General features: G+C 71.0%; 17 protein-coding genes and 8 tRNA genes. 12 read left to right on the plus strand and 13 right to left on the minus strand.

Annotated elements, in window-relative coordinates:
- Positions 1 to 49 precede the first annotated feature (49 nt).
- The 9 genes from pdxS to A4U64_RS12290 all read right to left on the minus strand — a co-directional run bounded on the left by pdxS (position 50) and on the right by A4U64_RS12290 (position 8677).
- A complete protein-coding gene (gene pdxS / locus A4U64_RS12250; RefSeq protein WP_202916740.1) occupies positions 50 to 898 on the minus strand; it encodes a pyridoxal 5'-phosphate synthase lyase subunit PdxS in 849 nt (282 codons plus the stop codon).
- Positions 899 to 1198: 300 nt separating this feature from the next.
- A complete protein-coding gene (locus tag A4U64_RS12255) occupies positions 1199 to 2218 on the minus strand; it encodes an NUDIX hydrolase (RefSeq protein WP_006943826.1) in 1020 nt (339 codons plus the stop codon).
- 40 nt (positions 2219 to 2258) lie between these two features.
- A complete protein-coding gene (locus tag A4U64_RS12260; protein WP_065922611.1) occupies positions 2259 to 3386 on the minus strand; it encodes a glycosyltransferase family 4 protein in 1128 nt (375 codons plus the stop codon).
- Positions 3383 to 4288 (minus strand): phosphatidylinositol mannoside acyltransferase, encoded by a 906-nt coding sequence (locus A4U64_RS12265; protein ID WP_006943828.1) that lies wholly within the window; start codon positions 4286 to 4288, stop codon positions 3383 to 3385. The genes A4U64_RS12260 and A4U64_RS12265 overlap by 4 nt, the downstream gene beginning before the upstream one ends.
- Positions 4285 to 4938, minus strand: a complete 654-nt coding sequence (gene pgsA / locus A4U64_RS12270; protein ID WP_006943830.1) for a phosphatidylinositol phosphate synthase — start codon at positions 4936 to 4938, stop codon at positions 4285 to 4287. Before pgsA ends, A4U64_RS12265 begins: the two co-directional genes overlap by 4 nt.
- Before the next feature lie 124 nt (positions 4939 to 5062).
- On the minus strand, positions 5063 to 5611 hold the full coding sequence (locus A4U64_RS12275) for an HIT family protein (protein WP_006943832.1): 549 nt from the start codon (positions 5609 to 5611) through the stop codon (positions 5063 to 5065).
- Positions 5608 to 7689 (minus strand): threonine--tRNA ligase, encoded by a 2082-nt coding sequence (gene thrS, locus A4U64_RS12280; RefSeq protein ID WP_065922612.1) that lies wholly within the window; start codon positions 7687 to 7689, stop codon positions 5608 to 5610. Before thrS ends, A4U64_RS12275 begins: the two co-directional genes overlap by 4 nt.
- Positions 7690 to 7870: 181 nt before the next feature.
- Positions 7871 to 8437, minus strand: coding sequence for a DUF742 domain-containing protein (locus tag A4U64_RS12285; protein ID WP_050035141.1), 567 nt, complete (start codon positions 8435 to 8437; stop codon positions 7871 to 7873).
- A 168-nt stretch (positions 8438 to 8605) separates the two neighbouring features.
- A tRNA-Val gene (locus A4U64_RS12290) sits at positions 8606 to 8677 on the minus strand.
- Positions 8678 to 8982: 305 nt separating this feature from the next.
- Between A4U64_RS12290 and A4U64_RS12295 the strand changes: the two genes are divergently transcribed.
- The 7 genes from A4U64_RS12295 (at position 8983) to A4U64_RS12325 (ending at position 9663) form a co-directional block, all read left to right on the plus strand.
- Positions 8983 to 9055, plus strand: a tRNA-Gly gene (locus A4U64_RS12295).
- 25 nt (positions 9056 to 9080) lie between these two features.
- Positions 9081 to 9151: transfer RNA gene (locus A4U64_RS12300), tRNA-Cys, on the plus strand.
- 1 nt (position 9152) lies between these two features.
- A tRNA-Val gene (locus tag A4U64_RS12305) sits at positions 9153 to 9227 on the plus strand.
- Between the two features lie 61 nt (positions 9228 to 9288).
- Positions 9289 to 9364, plus strand: a tRNA-Gly gene (locus tag A4U64_RS12310).
- 6 nt (positions 9365 to 9370) lie between these two features.
- Positions 9371 to 9445, plus strand: a tRNA-Val gene (locus A4U64_RS12315).
- A gap of 61 nt (positions 9446 to 9506) precedes the next feature.
- Positions 9507 to 9582 (plus strand) — tRNA-Gly (locus A4U64_RS12320).
- A 6-nt stretch (positions 9583 to 9588) separates the two neighbouring features.
- Positions 9589 to 9663, plus strand: a tRNA-Val gene (locus tag A4U64_RS12325).
- Between the two features lie 55 nt (positions 9664 to 9718).
- Here A4U64_RS12325 and A4U64_RS12330 read toward each other — a convergent pair.
- A complete protein-coding gene (locus A4U64_RS12330) occupies positions 9719 to 10228 on the minus strand; it encodes a hypothetical protein (RefSeq protein ID WP_006938061.1) in 510 nt (169 codons plus the stop codon).
- A gap of 366 nt (positions 10229 to 10594) precedes the next feature.
- On the opposite strand from A4U64_RS12330, the gene A4U64_RS12335 reads away from it, so the two are divergent.
- A complete protein-coding gene (locus tag A4U64_RS12335; RefSeq protein WP_006938062.1) occupies positions 10595 to 11155 on the plus strand; it encodes a GNAT family N-acetyltransferase in 561 nt (186 codons plus the stop codon).
- A 43-nt stretch (positions 11156 to 11198) separates the two neighbouring features.
- Here A4U64_RS12335 and zapE read toward each other — a convergent pair whose 3' ends face one another.
- On the minus strand, positions 11199 to 12215 hold the full coding sequence (gene zapE, locus A4U64_RS12340; RefSeq protein WP_043798161.1) for a cell division protein ZapE: 1017 nt from the start codon (positions 12213 to 12215) through the stop codon (positions 11199 to 11201).
- A gap of 153 nt (positions 12216 to 12368) precedes the next feature.
- Between zapE and A4U64_RS12345 the strand changes: the two genes are divergently transcribed.
- From A4U64_RS12345 to msrB, 3 genes are read left to right on the plus strand one after another with little or no spacing between them, the layout of a single operon-like run.
- On the plus strand, positions 12369 to 13925 hold the full coding sequence (locus A4U64_RS12345; protein ID WP_180987016.1) for an alpha/beta hydrolase: 1557 nt from the start codon (positions 12369 to 12371) through the stop codon (positions 13923 to 13925).
- Between the two features lie 46 nt (positions 13926 to 13971).
- Positions 13972 to 15279, plus strand: a complete 1308-nt coding sequence (locus A4U64_RS12350; RefSeq protein WP_006938070.1) for a glycosyltransferase family 87 protein — start codon at positions 13972 to 13974, stop codon at positions 15277 to 15279.
- A gap of 10 nt (positions 15280 to 15289) precedes the next feature.
- Positions 15290 to 15718 (plus strand): peptide-methionine (R)-S-oxide reductase MsrB, encoded by a 429-nt coding sequence (gene msrB / locus A4U64_RS12355; protein ID WP_037201669.1) that lies wholly within the window; start codon positions 15290 to 15292, stop codon positions 15716 to 15718.
- Here the strand turns inward: msrB and A4U64_RS12360 are convergent.
- The gene (locus tag A4U64_RS12360; RefSeq protein WP_006938076.1) at positions 15681 to 16406 is read right to left on the minus strand and encodes an HAD family hydrolase; all 726 of its coding nucleotides are present in this window, start codon (positions 16404 to 16406) and stop codon (positions 15681 to 15683) included. The two genes, msrB and A4U64_RS12360, sit on opposite strands and share 38 nt — an antisense overlap.
- A 66-nt stretch (positions 16407 to 16472) precedes the next feature.
- Here A4U64_RS12360 and A4U64_RS12365 point away from each other — a divergent pair, with 66 nt between their 5' ends.
- The gene (locus A4U64_RS12365; RefSeq protein WP_029543449.1) at positions 16473 to 17438 is read left to right on the plus strand and encodes an L-lactate dehydrogenase; all 966 of its coding nucleotides are present in this window, start codon (positions 16473 to 16475) and stop codon (positions 17436 to 17438) included.
- A gap of 90 nt (positions 17439 to 17528) precedes the next feature.
- Here A4U64_RS12365 and A4U64_RS12370 read toward each other — a convergent pair whose 3' ends face one another.
- Complete coding sequence (locus A4U64_RS12370) at positions 17529 to 19814, minus strand: molybdopterin-dependent oxidoreductase (protein WP_084648636.1); 2286 nt, start codon at positions 19812 to 19814, stop codon at positions 17529 to 17531.
- Positions 19815 to 19859: the final 45 nt, after the last annotated feature.

Consider the following 19859-nt stretch of genomic DNA (forward strand, 5'->3'; position numbering starts at 1 on the left):
ACACGGTCGGAGGCTCCCGTCGCACGCGGGGATGCCGGCGGCGGTGGGGTCACCAGCCCCGCTCGGCGAGGCGGTGCGGAACCGGGATGTCGTCGACGTTGATGCCGACCATGGCCTCGCCCAGGCCACGCGAGACCTTTGCGAGCACGTCCGGGTCGTCGTAGAAGGTGGTGGCCTTGACGATCGCGGCGGCACGCTCGGCGGGGTTGCCGGACTTGAAGATGCCCGAGCCGACGAACACACCCTCGGCGCCGAGCTGCATCATCATCGCCGCATCGGCCGGGGTGGCGATGCCGCCGGCCGTGAACAGCGTCACCGGCAGCTTGCCGGCCTTCGCGACCTCGACCACCAGGTCGTACGGCGCCTGCAGTTCCTTGGCCGCGACGTACAGCTCGTCCTCGGGCAGGGAGGTCAGCCGCCGGATCTCCTGGCGGATCTTCCGCATGTGGGTGGTGGCATTGGAGACGTCGCCGGTGCCGGCCTCGCCCTTGGAGCGGATCATCGCCGCGCCCTCGTTGATGCGGCGCAGCGCCTCACCGAGGTTGGTGGCGCCGCACACGAACGGCACGGTGAAGGCGAACTTGTCGATGTGGTTCTCGTAGTCGGCGGGGGTGAGCACCTCCGACTCGTCGACGTAGTCCACGCCGAGGGCCTGCAGGATCTGTGCCTCGACGAAGTGACCGATGCGGGCCTTGGCCATCACGGGGATGGACACGGCCTCGATGATGCCTTCGATCATGTCCGGGTCGGACATGCGGGACACGCCACCCTGGGCGCGGATGTCGGCGGGGACGCGCTCGAGCGCCATGACGGCGACGGCACCCGCGTCCTCGGCGATCTTCGCCTGCTCGGGGGTGACCACGTCCATGATCACGCCGCCCTTGAGCATCTCGGCCATACCGCGCTTGACGCGGGCGGTGCCGGTGGTGGGAACGGACTCGGGGCTGCTCACAGCAAGAACTCCTGGGGTATGGCCTGCAGAAACTGACGCGGCGGACGGAATCGGGCACGTCGCGGCGCCGCTCCCGATTCTAGGGGCACCACGGGGACCGTCCCATAGCCAGTCGCGAGGCCCTGGCCTGCCTCGCAGGCAATCGACTCCGCCTGCCTCGCAGGCAATCGACTCCGCCTGCCTCGCAGGCAATCGACTCCGCCTGCCTCGCAGGCAATCGACTCCGCCTGCCTCGAGTGCCGGCGCTCACCGGATGGCGCGGACCTCCGGCTCCACACGACGCACGGCGACGTCGCGCGCCTCCCCCAGCAGGTCTGCGAGATCCTGCGGATACACGGCCTCGCCGTGGCGCTGCAGGTCCCGGATCTCGCCCTCGGCGAACCAGCGGTGCTCGAGGCTCATGCGGCGCTCGAGGTCGGTGAATCCGCCGTCGCCCGGCTCGAAGGCGGGCGTCTGCAGCGCGAAGAACAGTTCCTCCGAGCGGATGAGCTCGCCGTTGAAGGGGAACACCGCCACCCGCCGCCACATGGGCCCGCACAGCTGCTCGGGCGCGACCGGCAACCCGGTCTCCTCCCCCACCTCGCGGACGGCGGCCGCGCGCAGCGTCTCCCCCACCTCGACCGCACCGCCGACGGTGAACCAGAAGTGCACGTCCGGCGTGGTCGGGTCGTGGCCCCGCAGCAGCAGCACCCGTCCCTCGTGGTCGAACAGCACCACCCGCGCCGAGGTGCGCGTCTCGTCGAGCGACAGGCCCGTCGCCGCAGCCGGGTTCGTGCGCTCGGCGATCTCGAAGTAGTTCGGCAACGGCGCCGTGCCGCCGAGATGCAGCCAGCGCACCGGCCGGCGGCTGCGCAGCGTCAGCGTGTCGCGGACGGCGTCGTTGTGGAACCGCCGTGCGATCAGCACCCGCGCCTCGGCATCGGCGAGTTCGGCCACCAACTGCGGGCGCAGCCGCTCGGTGTCCACCGCGGCCAACGCGGCCGACAGCGCGTTCTCCGCCGATTCCCGTTCGGCACGGTCCGCCCGTTCGGCGCGGTCGGCCAGCGCGGCCAGCCGACGGCCCTCGGCGACCGGGGTGGAGGCCGCGATGCCGCGCGCCACCACGGCGCGACGGGCCAGGGCGGCGTCGAGCGCCTGCCAGGAGAGGTCCGAACGCACGTGGAGCCGGTCCAGCCGGTTGGCCGTGCCGTAGGCCCACAACCCGAGCGCGACGATGATCGCGGAGATCAGCGCCAGGACGAGAACGGTGACCGCGGACAGCGTCACGTCCCACTCCCCTCACGCGGTGCCGTCGCCGGCCCGCACCTCACGACCGGACCTCCCGAACCGGCCCGGCGCCGACGGTGACGGTTTCGTATACGCGCAGGATCTGCTCGGCCACCACCGGCCAGTCGTAGGAGCCGACGATCTCGTTCGCCGCCGCCACCAGGGCGCGACGGCGGGCACCGTCGTCGAGCAGGCCGCGGATCGCGGCGGCGAGCGCCTCCGAGTCGCCCAGCGGGACGAGCACGCCGGCGCGCCCGTCGCGCAGTACCCGGCGGAACGCGTCGAGTTCGCCGGCCACCACAGGGGTACCGGCGGCCATCGCCTCCACCAGCACGATCCCGAAACTCTCCCCACCGAGGTTGGGGGCGCAGTACACGTCGGCGCTGCGCATCGCCGAGGCCTTCTCCGCGTCGGACACCTGGCCGAGCAGCCGCAGGTGCCGGGCGTACCGGCCGGCCTCCTTGCGCAACCGGTCCTCGTCCCCGCGGCCGACCACGAGGATCTCGAGGTCCGGGTAGTGCTCGACGAGCAGCGGCAACGCGCCGAGCAGCACCGCCATGCCCTTGCGCGGCTCGTCGTACCGGCCGAGGAACAGCACGGTGCGGCCGGCGCGGGGATAGCCGGGCAGCGTCGGGGCGTGAGCGAACGAGGACACGTCGACACCGTTCGGGATCTCCACGGCGTCCGAGCCGAGCGACGTCACCTGCCAGCGCCGGGCGAGTTCGGACACGGCGATGCGGCCGCTGATCTTCTCGAGATACGGCTGCAGCACACCCTGGAAGGTGCTCAGCACCAGCGATTTGGTCGTCGACGTGTGGAACGTCGCGACGATGGGGCCCTCGGCGATCTTCAGCGCGAGCATCGACAGGCTCGGCGCGTTCGGCTCGTGGATGTGCAGGACGTCGAAGTCGTTGTCGTTGATCCACCGCCGGACCCGCGCATAGGAGACGGGGCCGAAGCTCAGGCGCGCCACGGACCCGTTGTAGGGGATGGCGACGGCGCGCCCGGCGGAGACGACGAAGTCCGGCAGCTCCGTGCGGTCGGACGCCGGGGCGAGGACGCTGACCTTGTGGCCGCGTTCGATGAGCACGTGGGCCAGGTCCACGACGTGCGCCTGCACCCCGCCCGGTACGTCGAACGAGTACGGGCACACCATCCCGATCTTCACCGCGCCTCCATTCGGGCCAGGCGGGCCTCGGAGAGGTCGTCGAACCAGAGCGGTTGCAGCATGTGCCAGTCCGCGGGGTGTTCGGCGATGTCGGCGGCGAAGCAGTCGGCGAGGGCCTGTGTCGCCGGCCCGATCCCGCCGGTGACGTCGAGTTCGGGGTGGACCCGGAAACCCCAGCCGCCGTCGGTGAACCAGCAGTGCACCGGCAGCAGCGGCGCGCCGGTCTCGGCGGCGAGCTTCGCCGGGCCGGCGGGCATGCGGGTGGGCTCCCCGAAGAACGTCACCGGCACGCCCTTGCGGGCCAGGTCGCGCTCGCCGAGCAGGCAGACGATCCGGTTCTCGCGCAGCCGCGTCGCGAGCCGGTCGAACGGCGGCGACTCACCCCCGCTGAGCGGGAAGATCTCGAAGCCGAGGCTCTCGCGGTACGCGACGAACCGCTGGTAGAGCGATTCGGGGCGCAGGCGTTCGGCCACCGTCGACAGGCCACCGTAGGTCTGCGTGCACCACACGCCGGCCATGTCCCAGTTCCCGCTGTGCGGCAGCGCGAGGATCACACCGCGCCCGGCCGCCAGTGCCTGCTCGATGTGCTCGCGGCCCTCGACGGCGTGATCGAGGGCGGCGGCCGTCACGGTCAGGTCCATCGAGGGCAGCCGGAACGCTTCCCGCCAGTAGCGGGCGTAGGACCGCACGGACTGCCGGATCAGCTCGTCCGGGACCTGCGCGGCGGGCACGCCCAGGACCCGGGCGAGGTTGCGGCGCAACTGCTGTGGGCCACCGTGGCGCCGGGCGGCGACGTCGGCGCCGAGGTCGAACAGGCGGCAGGCGGTGGACTCGGGCAGCGCCCGCACGAGCCGCCACCCGGCGGCGTAGCCGAGGTCGGAGGCACGTTCGGTCGCGCTCATCGGGCTTCTCCGTCGGCCGGGGTCGACGACGGCAGGGGCAGCAGCTCGCGGGCGTCCGGGGAGCGGCGCACGGCGAGCACCCGCTGGAACACGGTGATCACCGAGCCGGCGGCGAGCAGCCACATGGCGGCGTGGATCGCCCACCACACGCCGAGTCCGGTGACGCCGGCGCCGACCAGCACGATGACGAGCCGGTCGGGCCGCTCGATCAGGCCGCCGTCGGCGGACAGGCCACTCGCTTCGGCGCGGGCCTTGGCGTACGAGATGACCTGGGAGGTGACCAGGCAGATCAGAGTTGCGATCAGCAACGGTCGGCTCTGTTCCCCGTAGACGGCCCACCAGGCCAGCCCGGCGAAGATCGCGCCGTCGGCGAGGCGGTCACAGGTGGCGTCGAGGACGGCGCCGAAGCGGGTGCCGCCGCCGCGGGCGCGGGCCATCGCCCCGTCGAGCATGTCGAACATCACGAACAGCCAGATCACGATCGCACCCCAGAACAGCTGCCCCATCGGGAACAGCGTCACGGCGGCGGCGATCGTGGCAACGGTGCCGATGAGTGTCACCGCGTCCGGCGTGAGGCCGGTGCGGATCAAGGCCCTGCCGAGCGGGGCGGTGACCTTCGACACCGACGCACGCCCGAAAAAGCTCAGCATCCACCGACCCCCGTCTTCCGTTCACACCGTTGCGTCCGGGACACGATCCTGCCACGCCCGCGAACGGCGACAAACATACAGGCGGGGGCGGCGACGGACACCGGGGCCGGGGCCCGGTGCGGCGTCACTCGTTCCAGGCCGCCGCGAGCAACGCGCGGGTGTCCCGCAGCAGCTGCGGCATGACCTTGGCGCCGCCGAGGACGGTGATGAAGTTGGCATCGCCGCCCCACCGCGGCACCACGTGCAGGTGCAGGTGTTCGGCGAGCGAGCCGCCGGCGGCGGCCCCGAGGTTGAGGCCCACGTTGAAGCCGTGCGGCCGCGAGACGCTCTTGATGACCCGGATCGCCCGCTGCGCGAATGCCATCAACTCGGTGCTCTCCTCGGGGGTCAGGTCCTCGAGGTTGGCGACCCGGCGGTACGGCACGACCATCAGATGACCGGGGTTGTACGGGTACAGGTTGAGCACCGCGTACACGTGCTCGCCGCGCGCGACGACGAGACCCTCCTCGTCCCGCATCTTCGGGATGTCCGTGAAGGGCTCGTACGGCGCCTCCTTGGATCGCGGTGCCTCCGCGATGTACGACATCCGGTGCGGGGACCACAGCCGCTGCAGGTGGTCGGGTTCTCCGGCACCGCGATCGACGAGGGCGTCGTCGGAGCAGTCGCCGCTCACGCGGCGCCGCCCCGGTCGACGGGAGCGACGAGCTCCGCGGTGGGCGAGGCGTTCTCCCGCCGTCCGATCCACTCGGTGACCAGACGGATCGCGTCGGCCACGGGCACACCGTTGACCTGGCTGCCGTCCCGGAACCGGAAGCTGACCGCCCCGGCCTCGACGTCACGCTCGCCCGCGAGCAGCATGAACGGCACCTTCTGCGTGGTGTGGTTGCGGATCTTCTTCTGCATCCGGTCGTCGCTGGTGTCGACCTCCGCACGCACCCCGGCCGCCTTCAGCTGCCGGGTGACGTCGAACAGGTGATCCTCGAAGGCCTCCGCGACGGGGATCCCGACGACCTGCACGGGGGCGAGCCACGCCGGGAAGGCGCCGGCGTAGTGCTCGGTGAGCACGCCGAAGAAGCGCTCGATCGAGCCGAACAGGGCCCGGTGGATCATCACCGGCCGATGCTTGCTGCCGTCGGGACCGGTGTATTCGAGCTCGAACCGCTCGGGCAGGTTGAAGTCGAGCTGGATCGTCGACATCTGCCAGCTGCGCCCGAGCGCGTCCTGCACCTGGACGGAGATCTTCGGCCCGTAGAAGGCGGCGCCACCCGGGTCCGGCACGAGATCGAGCCCGGAGCCCTCGGCCACCTCGCGCAGCGTGTCGGTGGCCTCCTCCCACAGGACGTCGTCGCCGACGAACTTCTTGGGGTTCTTCGTCGACAGCTCCAGGTGGTAGTCCTCGAGGCCGTAGTCCCTCAGCAGGTCGAGGACGAAGTTCAGCGTCGTGGTCAGCTCGTCGCGCATCTGCTCGCGGGTGCAGTAGATGTGCGCGTCGTCCTGCGTCATACCGCGCACCCGGGTCAGGCCGTGGACGACGCCGGACTTCTCGTACCGGTAGACCGAGCCGAACTCGAAGAGCCGCAGCGGCAGCTCCCGGTAGGAGCGGCCGCGGGAACGGAAGACGAGGTTGTGCATCGGGCAGTTCATCGGCTTGAGGTAGTAGTCCTGGCCCGGCTTGCGCACGGTGCCGTCCTCGTTGAGTTCCTCGTCGATGTGCATCGCCGGGAACATGCCGTCGCGGTACCAGTCGAGGTGACCGGACACCTCGTAGAGGTGCCCCTTGGTGATGTGCGGGGAGTACACGAACTCGTAGCCGGCCTCGACGTGCCGCCGACGCGAGTAGTTCTCCATCTCCTGGCGGATGATGCCGCCCTTGGGGTGGAACACCGGCAGACCGGAACCGAGCTCGTCGGGGAAGCTGAACAGGTCGAGCTCGTTGCCGAGCTTGCGGTGGTCGCGGCGCTCGGCCTCGGCGAGCAGCTCGAGGTAGCGCTCCTGTGCCTCCGGGGATTCCCACGCGGTGCCGTAGATGCGCTGCAGGCCGGCGTTGTCCTGGTCACCGCGCCAGTAGGCGGCGGAGCTGCGGGTGAGCTTGAACGCCGGGATGTACTTGGTGGTGGGGATGTGCGGGCCGCGGCACAGGTCGCCCCAGATCTTCTCGCCCGTCCGAGGGTTGAGGTTGTCGTAGATCGTCAGTTCCGCGCCGCCGACCTCCATGATCTCGGGGTCCTCGTCGAGGGAACTGTTGCCGGCCGACTTCTCACTGATCAGTTCGAGCTTGAACGGCTCGTTCTTCAGTTCCTCGCGTGCGTCGTCCAGGTTCTCGACGACGCGGCGGGAGAACCGCTGCGCGCCCTTGACGATCTGCTTCATGCGCTTCTCGAGCTTCGCGAGGTCCTCCGGGGTGAAGGGTCGGTCGACCTGGAAGTCGTAGTAGAAGCCGTCCTTGATCGGGGGCCCGATGCCCAGTTTGGCCTCCGGGAACTCCTGCTGCACGGCCTGGGCGAGGACGTGTGCCGCGGAGTGCCGGATGACGGAGCGGCCGTCCTCGGTACCGGCGGCGACCGGCTCGATCTCGGTGTCCTGTTCCGGCGTCCACGACAGGTCGCGCAGCCGGCCCTCGCCGTCGCGGACCACGACGATCGCGTCGGGTCCGCTGTTGGGTAGGCCGGCCTCCCGGAGGGCGGCACCGGCAGTGGTCCCCGCGGGCACCCGGACGAGCACGGCTGGGTCTACGGATGCGGGCGTCGTCACTGTGGTGGGCTCCTCGGGCTCGTGCCGGTGATGGGTGCACCGACGCCGCGGGGCATGCCACGCGTCGGCAACCAGACCATGCTATCGACACCACCCCGGTCGCCCGTTCACCCGGGCACCGCCGGGGCGGTGCGGGCCGGAGCGGTGCAGGCTGGAGCGGTGCAGGCTGGAGCGGTGCAGGCTACAGGCGGCGCAGTCCGCCGAGAACCCGCGACAGGAGCTGGGCGTCGGGGCCGACCCCGTCGACGGTCCGGTGGACGGTGAGTTCCCCGGTGGCGGCGAGGTCGCCCACCAGGACCCGCGCGACCCCCAGGGGCAGCTTGGCCAGAGCCGCGATCTCCATGATGGAGCGGGGTTCGGCGCACAGCGCCAGAATGGTGCGGTGTTCTTCGAGGCCCGCGGCTCCCACGGCGTCGGGCACGGCCGAGACGAGGACCTCGAGCGGGAGATCCACCTCGGCGCGGGTCCGTCCCTGGCTGCGCACGAAGGGCCGCACGAACGACGGCTGCGCCCCGCTCGGCTCCTCTTCCCTCGGGACCGCGGTCACGGCGGCGGGCATCGGGGTCGACGCCGGGGCGGCGACGGTCGCGAAGGCACCCGTCGCCGGCGGGTCCACCGCGGGCGTGGCCTCGTGCCGGTCGGTCGCGCCGGGGGCCGGGGCCGGGCGGTCCTTCCGCCGTCGGCCGGCAGATCCGAATCGTGCTCCTGTGGCCCCGACCAGGGGCCAGTTGTTGTCGGCGACACTCATCAGCCGCATCCTCCTCACACCGACCGCAATCCTGCCATCTGCGCAGTGCGGTCCGATGAACGCGCAGGTCACGACCGCTCCGCCGACGGCTGTTCCGTCCGGGCGCGCATCGAGCCGCGCCCGAAACGACGAAGGGCACCCCCGTGGGGGTGCCCTTCGTCGGTGCTGTGGTCCCGGCTGGGATCGAACCAGCGACCTCCCCGGTGTGAACGGGACGCTCTTCCACTGAGCCACGGGACCGGGCCGCTTCGCAGCGGCTCGAACGAGAAGGAACATTAACACGCCCACCGGGTGAACACGAATCGCCTGGTCGACCCCCGTTTTCGGTGGCGACGGAGGCCGGGCGCACCGCCATCGGCCCCGGCGCGGGAGCCCGTGCCGCGCACGCCGGATCCGCCGGAGCCCGCACGCCGGCGCCGGTGAGGGCCCTCACGACCCACGAGGACGCCTCGTCCGCGCCCTCACCTGCAGATTTGTGTGTTCTGACGATGGTCGGCTAATGTTCTCAACCGCACCACGGAGAGCACGACGCCGGACGGTGCGATGCGGATGTAGCGCAGCTGGTAGCGCATCACCTTGCCAAGGTGAGGGTCGCGGGTTCGAATCCCGTCATCCGCTCGAGAGGTTGGACTCGACCTTTTACGGTGGAGTGGCCGAGTGGTGAGGCAACGGCCTGCAAAGCCGTGCACACGGGTTCGATTCCCGTCTCCACCTCGCGCGATTAGCTCAGCGGGAGAGCGCTTCCCTGACACGGAAGAGGTCACTGGTTCAATCCCAGTATCGCGCACCACGATCGACCAGGTTTCACCCCGCACTTCTCGACCCGGGCCACCGGGAAGAGAGGTGCACATGCGGATGTAGCGCAGCTGGTAGCGCATCACCTTGCCAAGGTGAGGGTCGCGGGTTCGAATCCCGTCATCCGCTCCACCACCCGCGCGATTAGCTCAGCGGGAGAGCGCTTCCCTGACACGGAAGAGGTCACTGGTTCAATCCCAGTATCGCGCACCACGATCGACCAGGTTTCACCCCGCACTTCTCGACCCGGGCCACCGGGAAGAGAGGTGCACATGCGGATGTAGCGCAGCTGGTAGCGCATCACCTTGCCAAGGTGAGGGTCGCGGGTTCGAATCCCGTCATCCGCTCCACCACCCGCGCGATTAGCTCAGCGGGAGAGCGCTTCCCTGACACGGAAGAGGTCACTGGTTCAATCCCAGTATCGCGCACCATCCACACGGCGAAGGCCCTCCCGACCGGGAGGGCCTTCGCCGTATCGCCACCCCGTCAGCGGGAGGCATGCAGCCGGTTGGCGCCGGCGGTCATCGCGCGCAGTGCCGATTCGGTCCCGGTCGCCGCGATTCCCATGCTCCAGAGCCGGCGGCCGTCCGCCTCGCACAGCAGGAACGTCGCGTGGGTGTCACCGAGGTCGAACTGGTGGAAGGAGAGGATCTCGAGCGGCATCCCGAGGGTGTGCATCATGGCGGTCATCGCAGACACCGGGCCGGTGGCGGTCGCCGCGGCGGTGTGGATGGTCTCCCCCACGCCGAAGGTGGCCTCGTAGTTGCAGCGGCCGGCGCGCGCAGCCTCGGCGTACCAGCCACCGAGCCGCACGGGCCCGTGCTGCGGCGCATAGGTGGCGGTGAACTCGGCCCAGCTCATGCCGGCGGACTCGGCGCGCAGCTCGCGCGGCAGGAACCGACCGTAGCGTGCGGCGAAGGGATCGATCGGCGCCGAGCGGGGAGTGTCCGTGCAGCCGGCGGCAGGAATCAGAGCGGTGGAGGTGAAGGCGTTCATCGAAGGAGGTCTTCCGCGCGAAGGGAGGACCGACAGGTAGCTCAACGACCCGCAGCGAGGGGTCGGTCCGAATCAGACCCCGCTACGGCGGTGAACTACGAGTACGCGCTTCATGAGAGCCCACAGTAGAGCGTCGGCTCGCAGAAGGCAACCACCCCGGTAACCGGCGCGTGACCGAACCGTGACCCACCCGGCTGGAACCTGAGGAATCCCTCATGTATTGTCGGAGGTGCCATCCCCCCGATGGTAATGAACCCCAGCCATGACCCCCCATCCAAGGCTGGGGTTCAGCCATTTCCGGACCTCGGGCGTGCTCCGTTCCCCGAGCGTCGCCGCGGCGGAGCGCCGAGTGATCTACTGGTTGCTATGCCAACGCCGTCACTCGAGGAATCCACCGCGAACGTCTCCGTCGAGCAGGCCGGGATCTGGGATGCCGAGACCATCGCCGACGTCGCGGCCACCACGTTCCCCCTGGCCTGCCCGTCCGATGCCTCCCAGGAGGACATCGCCGCTTTCATCGACGAGACCCTGTCCGCGGAACGGTTCAGCGAGTACCTCACCGACCCGACCCGCATCGTCCTCAAGGCGACGGTCGGTGGCGAGATCGTGGGCTACCTCATGGCAATCGATGCCGAACCCGCCGACCCGGCGGTCCGCGAAGCCGTGACGGCGCTGCCGACCACCGAGATCAGCAAGCTCTACGTGCTCCCGGGCAAGCACGGCACCGGTGTGGCGGCGGCACTGATGGCTGCCATCGTCGACCACGCCCGGGCGACCGGCTGCCGGGGGCTGTGGCTGGGGGTCAACCAACAGAACTCACGCGCCCGGCGGTTCTACGCCAAGAACGAGTTCGAGGTCGTGGGGACGCGGACGTTCCAGGTCGGCTCGCAGACCCACCACGACTACGTCATGCAACGCACCCTCTGACGCGAGGTCCTGCGCTCCCGGCGGCGTCCGCCGGGAGCGTGACTCAGCTGGCCGCGGTCTCGAACCGCGACAGTGCCAGCAGGCGCGACGTCGCGCGCAGGTACTTCTTGCGGTAGCCGCCGGCAAGCATCTCGGCGGTGAAGATCTCGTCCAGCTTCGCGCCGGCGACGGTCACCGGGATGCTCGCATCGTAGAGCCGGTCGGCGAGAACCACCAGGCGCAGCGCCACCGACTGGTCGTGGGCGGGATGGACCCCGTTGAGGAAGACCGCCGGGACGCCCTCGACGAGCTTGCCGTACCGCGACGGGTGCAGCGTGCTCAGGTGCGCGCACAATTCGTCGAAGTCGTCGAGGGTGGCGCCGGCCACCGCATCGGCTCGATCGAGCAGGTCCTCGGAGCTGATCGGGTCCGGTGCCGGCGGCAGGTCGCGGTGCCGGTAGTCGGGTCCGTCCACACGGATGGTCTCGAAGATGGCGGCGAGCTTCTTGATCTCGCGCAGAAAGTCCTGCGCCGCGAACCGGCCCTCCCCCAGCTGCCCGGGCAGGGTGTTGGACGTCGCGACGATGGACACGCCTCGCGCGGACAGCTCGGTCAGCAGCCGGGACACCAGCATCGTGTCGCCCGGGTCGTCGAGCTCGAACTCGTCGATGCACAGCACGCTGTGGTTCGACAGCTCCTCGACGGCCTTGTTGAAGCCGAGAGCGCCGACCACGTGGGTCAGCTCCACGAACGTGCCGAACGCCTTCGGCGACGGCGCCGCGTGGAAGATCGAGGCCAGCAGGTGGGTCTTGCCGACGCCGAAGCCGCCGTCGAGGTAGAGCCCGGCGCCGGTGGACGGCGCCTTGCGGCCGAACAGGCCGCGCCGGCCACCGCCCCGGATCTTGGCGATCTTGTGGGCGAACTCCTCCGCCGTCCGGACGGCGGTCGCCTGGCTCGGCTCGTTCGGATCGGGAATGTAGGACGCGAAGCTCACGTCGTCGAACATCGCGGGCGGAACCATCTGGGCCACCAGTTGGTCGGACGGCACCACGGGATTGCGATCGACGAGACGTTCGTGCATTTCTCCAGGGTAGGGCCGGAGCTCGAGGCGACCGGTACACCGAGGGCAGATTGCGACCTACTTCACATCACGTACACCTGATCGTCACGTCCGGCGGATCGGACGATCCGGTCACGTGCGCGGCCCGCCGCACCGACCTGGCAGGCTGTGCCCATGCGCAGAACCGGTGTGCTCACGATGGGCATCGTCGTGCTCGGAGCGATGACCGCCGCGTGCGGGGCGGGCCCCTCGGTGCGTCCCGACGTCGCCGTGGTGCAGGAGGCGGACGGCCGGGCCACCCCCACCGGCGAGGACCCGGCCGCCGCGCCCGAGTTGCCGGTGCCCGCCCGGGACCTGGACTGGCGCGACTGCACCGCCGACACCCTCGCCGCGCAGGCCCTGCCGCCGGGCCCGACGGGTCTCGTCCTCGAGTGCGCCCAGATTCCGGCCGCGATCGACGCCGCGGGCACCGTGCCGGGCTCGTTCCCCCTCGACGTGCTGCGTGCCCGGCTGGCGCAGACCCCCGCCGATGCGGCCCCGCTCGTCATGACGACGGGGGCGGACCTGCCCTCCACCCGGGCGCTGGCCGCGCTGTCGACCGGCTCGCTCGCCGAGCTCGTGGCCTCCCGGCCGGTCGTCGCGGTGGATCGGCGCGGCCTCGGTGCGTCCCAGCCGATCGAGTGCATCTTCGGAGCGGACCGACGCGCCCTGGCCGACCACGGACAGTTCGGTCGTACCGGCGACGGACCCGACCGGGTCGCCGAGCTCGGCCGGCAGGCCACCATCGCATGCACCGACTACCTGCAGCCGCAGGAACTGCTGTTCGGGGCGGCCCACGCCGCCGACGATCTCGAGCAGCTGCGCACCACGTGGGGGGTCGAGCGGATCGGTGTGCTCGGCATCGGCAACGGCGCCACGGTCGCCCTGGCCTACGCGTCGAAGTACCCGACGACCCTCGGCCGTCTCGTCCTCGACTCCCCCGCCGCGGCCACCGCCGACGCCGAGATGCTCGCCGAGAGCCGGGTGCGCGGCGCAGAGTCGGCGGTCGACGCATTCGCCCGCCAGTGCGTTGCGCTGGCGTGCTCGCTGGGCCCGGATCCGCGGGCCGCGCTCGAGGATCTGCACGCCCGGGCCGCGGCCGGCACGCTCGCCCCGCTGTCGTCGAACTCCCTGCTCACCGCGGTGACGTGGTTCCTGGGGACTCCCCGCAGCGACGCGCCGACCCGGGTCCGCGAGCTGTCCGACGCGCTGTCCGCGGCCGGCGCGGGCGACGTGACGCCGATGCTCGAGCTCGTCGGCGCCGCCGAGGCCGTGCTGTTGTCCGACGGGCAGTTCGTCTCCCGCTGCAGCGACGGGCAGCGGTGGCCCACGACGGCACGGGCCGCCGAACTGCAGCGGACGTGGTCGGCGAACTACCCACTGTTCGGTGGCGACGCGGCGATCGGTCTCACCGCGTGCAGCGCCTGGCCGAGCATGCCGACCCCGCCGCTGCCGGCGGAGGTCCGCGTGCCCGTGCTGGTGACGACGGGCGCCGCCGACCCGCTCGTCGGCAGCGCGGGGCTCGACTCGGTCACCGGAGCCCTCACCGCCGTCTCGGCGCGGTGGGCGGCGCTGTCGTGGCAGGGCGCCGGATACTCCGCGGCCCTGCACTCCGGCTGCATCCAGACACGGGTGGCGGAGTATCTCGACACCGGTGCGCTACCGCCGAACGGCAGCCTGTGCCCGGCGTGACCCCGCGTCCGACGTGGCCCGGGCCCGGCGCCGCGAGGAGGGGACGGTGGGTGGCCACCACCGGCTCCCGGTGTACCGTGCCGTAGTGTTCCTCAGCCGCCTCGAGCCCCGCACCGCCCGCACCACCGCGGAGGTGGTCAAGTGCGTTGTGTGGCCGTTGGCCGTGCTCACGGTGCTGCACCGTGTGGCGGTCAAGGCCGTCAACGGATTCCGCACCGACGATTTCACCCCCGTCTACAACGCGGCCCTGGCGTTTCTCAACCGCCGGCCCGTGTACACCGCGAACTTCGAGTGGGTGGACCCGCACTACCTGTACCCGCCGTCCGGGACCCTGCTGATCTCCCCGATCGCGGTGATCGACCCGGAGCGATCGCGGTGGCTGTTCATCATCGCCAACGCGATCGCGATCATCGTGGCGCTGTACCTGCTGCTGCGGATGTTCGGCTACGGCCTCGACTCGGTGCTCGCGCCGATCCTGCTGCTCGCGGCGTTCAGCTCCGAGACGGTGACGAACACCCTGGTGTTCACCAACATCAACGGCCTCGTCCTGCTCGGCGAGGTCACCTTCCTGGCGCTGCTGCTCCGGCGGCGCGACCTGTGGGCGGGCGTCGCGATCGGGCTGACGTTCGCGGTCAAACCGATCCTCGCGCCGCTGCTGCTGATTCCGTTCGTGCGGCGGCAGTGGAAGGTGTTCGCCACCGCCGCGGCGGTCCCCCTCGGACTGACGCTCGTCGCGTGGCCGCTCTCGGTGGATGCGTGGGCGTTCGTCGAGCGCACCACGCCGTACCTGTTCGAGGCGCGCGACTACTTCAACAGCGCGATCGTCGGCAACGGCATGTACTACGGCCTGCCGGCGTGGTTGATCCTCGCGCTGCGCGTCGTGCTGGGTGTCATGGTCGTCGTCTCGCTGTGGCTGCTGTACCGGTACTGCCGCCACGACGAGCTGTTCTTCGTCGGCACGAGCACCGGGGTGCTGCTCACCGCGTCGTTCCTGCTCGGTTCGCTCGGCCAGATGTACTACTCGATGATGCTGTTCCCGCTGCTGATGACGGTGGTGCTGCCCAACTCGGTGATGCGGAACTGGCCGGCGTGGCTCGCGGTCTACGGCTTCATGAGCTACGACAGCTGGCTGTCGGGGCGGTGGCCGGAGGCCGGGCGCGCCGCCGAGTACATGAAGACGACGTTCGGCTGGTCGCTGCTGCTCATCGTGATCTTCGCGGTGCTGCTCGACCGGTATCTGGCCGCCCGGCGGGAGGGCCGGCTGGCGGACGGCATCGAGCCGTCGTTCCTGTTGCCGGAACGCAAGACCGCGCCGCAGGCCGAGCTCGTGGCGACGAACCGTGGTGAGGGCTAGCGTGGAGCGCATGGCTGACCCTGTCCCGACCGAACCCGCGCCGAAGGTGTCCCTGAGCGACGACGAATGGCGCGCGCGCCTCACCCCCGAGGAGTACGCGGTGCTGCGGCAGGCCGGCACCGAGCGGCCCTTCGTCGGCGAGTACACCGACACGGAGACCGAGGGCGTGTACGAGTGCCGCGCCTGCGGGACCGAACTGTTCCGCAGCACCGAGAAGTTCCATTCGCACTGCGGGTGGCCCTCCTTCTTCGATCCGGCGACGAGCGACGCGGTGATCCTGCGGTCCGACGACTCCCTCGGCATGCGCCGGGTGGAGGTACTGTGCGCGTCCTGCCACAGCCACCTCGGGCACGTGTTCGAGGGCGAGGGGTACCCGACCCCGACCGATCAGCGGTACTGCATCAACTCGATCTCCCTGCGCCTGGTTCCGAAGGACTGAGGCCGGCCGCGAACAGGGCCCGCCACAACCCCCGGCGACGCTCGGCGGTGGGCAGCGGCTCCACGAGGGCGAACGAGCAGCCGATGCGTCGGGCCGCGCCGTCGGCCTCCTCGCTGTCGCCCACCATCAGCGTGCGCTCCGGGGACACACCGAGCGCATCGACGGCGTGGCGGAAGATCTCCGGCTCCGGCTTGACCGCGCCGACCTCGAAGGACAACACGAACTCCGACACCAGGTCGTCGATGCCGAGCGCCGCGAACGCCGGCCGGATGTCGAAGGCGATGTTGCTCAGCACCGCCACGGCGAGGCCCTCGCCGGCGAGGGCCTCGATCACCGGGACCGTGTCCGGGTACACCGTCCAGCACCGCGGATCGGTCAGCTTCGCGTACAGGCCGAGGGCCTGCTCCTCGTCGGCGACCCCGGAGCGGCGCAGCACCGTGAGGTAGGCGTCGCGGTGCCAGCGGGGATCCCGGTCGCGGTTGATCCAGGCGTGATGCTCGGCGGCATCCATCTCGACGGGCTGGCCGGTCGGGGCGGTCATCCGGCGCATCAGCTCGGCCTGCCGGTGCACGTCGAACGGTCGGCCCCGGTCGTCGGTGACGTCGGCCAGCCAGGATTCGTCCTCCTCGAGCCGGAACAACGTGCCGGAGAAGTCGAACAGCACGGCGTCGAACGGTGGAACGCTCATGGTTCGAAGGCTAGCGGCCGCGGGGTCGGGCTGCGGATCGCGCGCGGAGCGACGACGATCGAGTCCATGTCGACGACCCGTGCGTCCCGCAAGTCCAAGGTTTCGATCGTCGGTGCCGGCAGCGTCGGCACCGCCGTCGCCTACGCGTGCCTGATCCGTGGCTCCGCGGATTCGCTGGCCCTGTTCGATCCGAACACCGACAAGGTGCGGGCCGAGGTGCTCGACCTGAACCACGGCACCCAGTTCGCCCCGGCGTGCCGCATCGACGGCGCCGACGACCTCGCCGTCACCGCCGGCTCCGACCTGATCGTCGTGACGGCGGGCGCCAAGCAGAAGCCGGGCCAGTCACGGCTCGAGCTGGCGGCGGCGAACGTGCGCATCGTGCAGGAGCTCACGCCCGCCCTCCTCGCGCTCTCCCCCGACGCCGTGGTGCTGTTCGTCAGCAACCCGGTCGACGTGGTGACGTATGCGGCAATCCGCGCGACCGACGCCCCCGCCGGACAGATCCTCGGGTCCGGCACGGTTCTCGACTCCGGGCGGTTGCGCTTCCTCGTCGCGCAGCACGTCGGCATCGCGGTGGAGAACGTGCACGCCCTCATCGTCGGCGAGCACGGCGACTCCGAGATCACGCTGTGGTCGAGCGCGACGGTGGGCGGGGTGCCGGCCACGGAGTACCGGGACGAGAACGGTGCGGCGGCGTTCGACGCCGCGATCCGGGAGCAGATCTCCACGCGGGTGGTCCGCAGCGCCTACGAGATCATCCTGGGCAAGGGGGCCACCAACCTGGCCATCGGCCTGTCCACCGCCCGGATCGTGGAGGCGGTGCTGAGGGACCAGCACCGGGTGCTGCCGGTCTCGACGCTGCAGCGCGGCGTGCACGGGATCGACGGGGTGTGCCTGTCGCTGCCGACGATCGTCGACGGCCGCGGGGCCGGCCGGGTGCTCGAGATCCCGCTGTCGCCCGACGAGGCCGCCGGGCTGCGGGCGTCGGCGCAGACGCTGCGGGAGGTGCAGCGCTCGCTGGGGCTGTGACCGCCGGGCCCGGCTCCGAGCGAATGTATCGTCGATCTCCGTAGCGGTAGCGAGCGATACATTCGCTCGGCGCACGGGAAGCCGGGAGGGTCAGCGCGTGCGGATCACCGGCGGGTCGAAGGCCCGGACCGGCGGCAGTTCCCCGTCGAAGCGCTCGATCTGCACGAGCACGTGCTGGCCCGTGCAACCGCGTGCGAGACGCGACGTGCCGATGTCGGCGGTGAGCACGTTGGGGTTGCCGTGCACGCACATCGAGCCGGGGTCGGCCGGGTCGAGGGGGTCGTACCAGGCGCCGGTGCCCAGCTGCACCACGCCGGGCAGCAGGCCGTCGTCGAGGACGGCGCCGGCCAGGCAGGCGCCCCGATCGTTGAAGACCCGCACAACGTCGTCGGCCGCCACGCCGCGTGCCGCCGCGTCGTCCGGGTGCATCCGGATCGGCTCACGCCCGCGGATCTTCGAGGCCTGGCTGGTGGCGCCGTGGTCGAGCTGGCTGTGCAGGCGGGTCTTCGGCTGGTTCGCGATCAGGTGCAGCGGGTAATGCTGCGCCCGCGGGCCCCCGAGCCACTCCTCCGGCTCGAACCAGGCGGGATGCCCGGCGCAGTCGTCGTATCCGAAGCCGTCGATATCGGCGGAGAAGATCTCGATGCGCCCGCTGGGGGTGCCCAGCGGATTGCGCTGCGGGTCGGCACGGAACTCCTCGAACAGGGTGAGCCCGTCCTCGCTGCGCATCCGCACGTGGCCGCGCCGCCAGAACTCGTCGAACTCGGGCGGTGTCTCGACGCGGTTCTCGTCGGCGAGAACGAAGCCACGCCACTGCCCGTACAGGTGCTCGAGCCACTCGCGGGCGCTGCGACCCTCCGTGAACCGCTCACCGAAGCCGAGCCGGTGCGCCAGGGCGGCGAACGTGTCGTAGTCGTCGCGGGCGTCGGCGAATCGGGGGGCGGCGGCGTGCATCGCGACGAGCAGCGGGTCGTTGCGGGTGCAGCTGAGATCCTCGCGTTCGAGAGACGTGGTGGACGGCACCACGATGTCGGCGTGCTTGGCCGTCGCGGTCCAGTAGGGGTCGTGCACGACGATCGTGTCCGGCCGGGTCAGAGCGCGGCGCAGCCGGCCCAGGTCCTGGTGGTGGTGGAACGGGTTGCCGCCGGCCCAGTACACGAGCCGGATGTCGGGGTACGTCAGGCGCCGGCCGTCGAAGTCGTACTCCTGCCCCGGCCGCAGCAGCAGGTCGGAGATCGCGGCCACCGGGATCAGGTCGTCGACCGGGTTGTTGCCCTGGAACAGGGTCGGCAGCGGATACGGGACGGGCGCGATGCCGGGTTCGTTCATCGAGCCGTAGCCGTGCCCGAAGCCGCCGCCGGGCAGACCGATCTGGCCGAGCATCGCGGCGACGGTCACCCCCGCCCACGGCGCCTGCTCGCCGTGCCGGACCCGCTGCAGCGACCAGGTGACCGTGATCAGGGTGCGGCCAGCGGCCATGCGCCGGGCCAGCGCGGCGATGGCCTCGGCGGGCAGGCCGGACAGGCCGGCTGCCCACCGCGGGGTCTTGGCGACGCCGTCGGTGCGGCCGAGGAGATAGTCCTCGAACCGGTCGTAGCCGACGCAGTAGCGGTCGAGGAAGTCGCGGTCGGCGAGGTCCTCGGTGGCGAGCACGTAGGCGAGGGCGAGCATGACCGCGACGTCCGTGCCGGGCCGGGGCGCGAGCCGCTCGGCGGCGCCGTGCAGGTCGTCGTGCAGGGGGCTGATCGACACCACGGTCCCGCCGCGGGCGCGCAGGGCGTCGAGCGCGCCGCGGGTGGGGTGGTGGCTGGTGCCGCCGTCGTTGACCGCCGTGTTCTTCAGCGGCACCCCACCGAAGCACACCATCAGGTCGGTCTCGCGGGCGATGACGTCCCAGTTCGTGGCGCGGGCGAACAGCTTCCAGTGCGTGCCGACCACGCGCGGCATGATCACGCCGGTCGCGCCGAGCGAATAGCTGTGCACCGATCGGGTGTAACCGCCGAGCATCTTCAGGAACCGGTGGACCTGGCTCTGCGCGTGGTGGAACCGGCCCGGCGACGACCAGCCGTACGAGCCGCCGAAGATCGCCCGGTTGCCGTGCGTGTCGACCACGCGCCGCAGCTCACCGGCGAGCAGCTCGGTCAGCTCGTCCCAGGACACCGCGACGAACTCGTCGACCCCACGTCGGTCGCTGGGGCCCGGTCCTGCTTCGAGCCAGCCCCGGCGCACCGCAGGTCCGGCCACGCGCGACCGGTGCCGCACCGAGCCGACGGCGTTGGCGAGAATCGGCGACGGATCGGTGTCGCCTTCGAAGGGGTGCACGGCGGTGACGTCGCCCTCGTCCGTCTCGACCTCGAACATCCCCCAGTGCGCCATGTGCTGGTGTCGCACGGCTCGAGAACTCATGGGGCACAGTCTGCC

The organism is Rhodococcus sp. WB1 (genome assembly GCF_001700945.1).
Classification (GTDB): domain Bacteria; phylum Actinomycetota; class Actinomycetes; order Mycobacteriales; family Mycobacteriaceae; genus Rhodococcus; species Rhodococcus aetherivorans.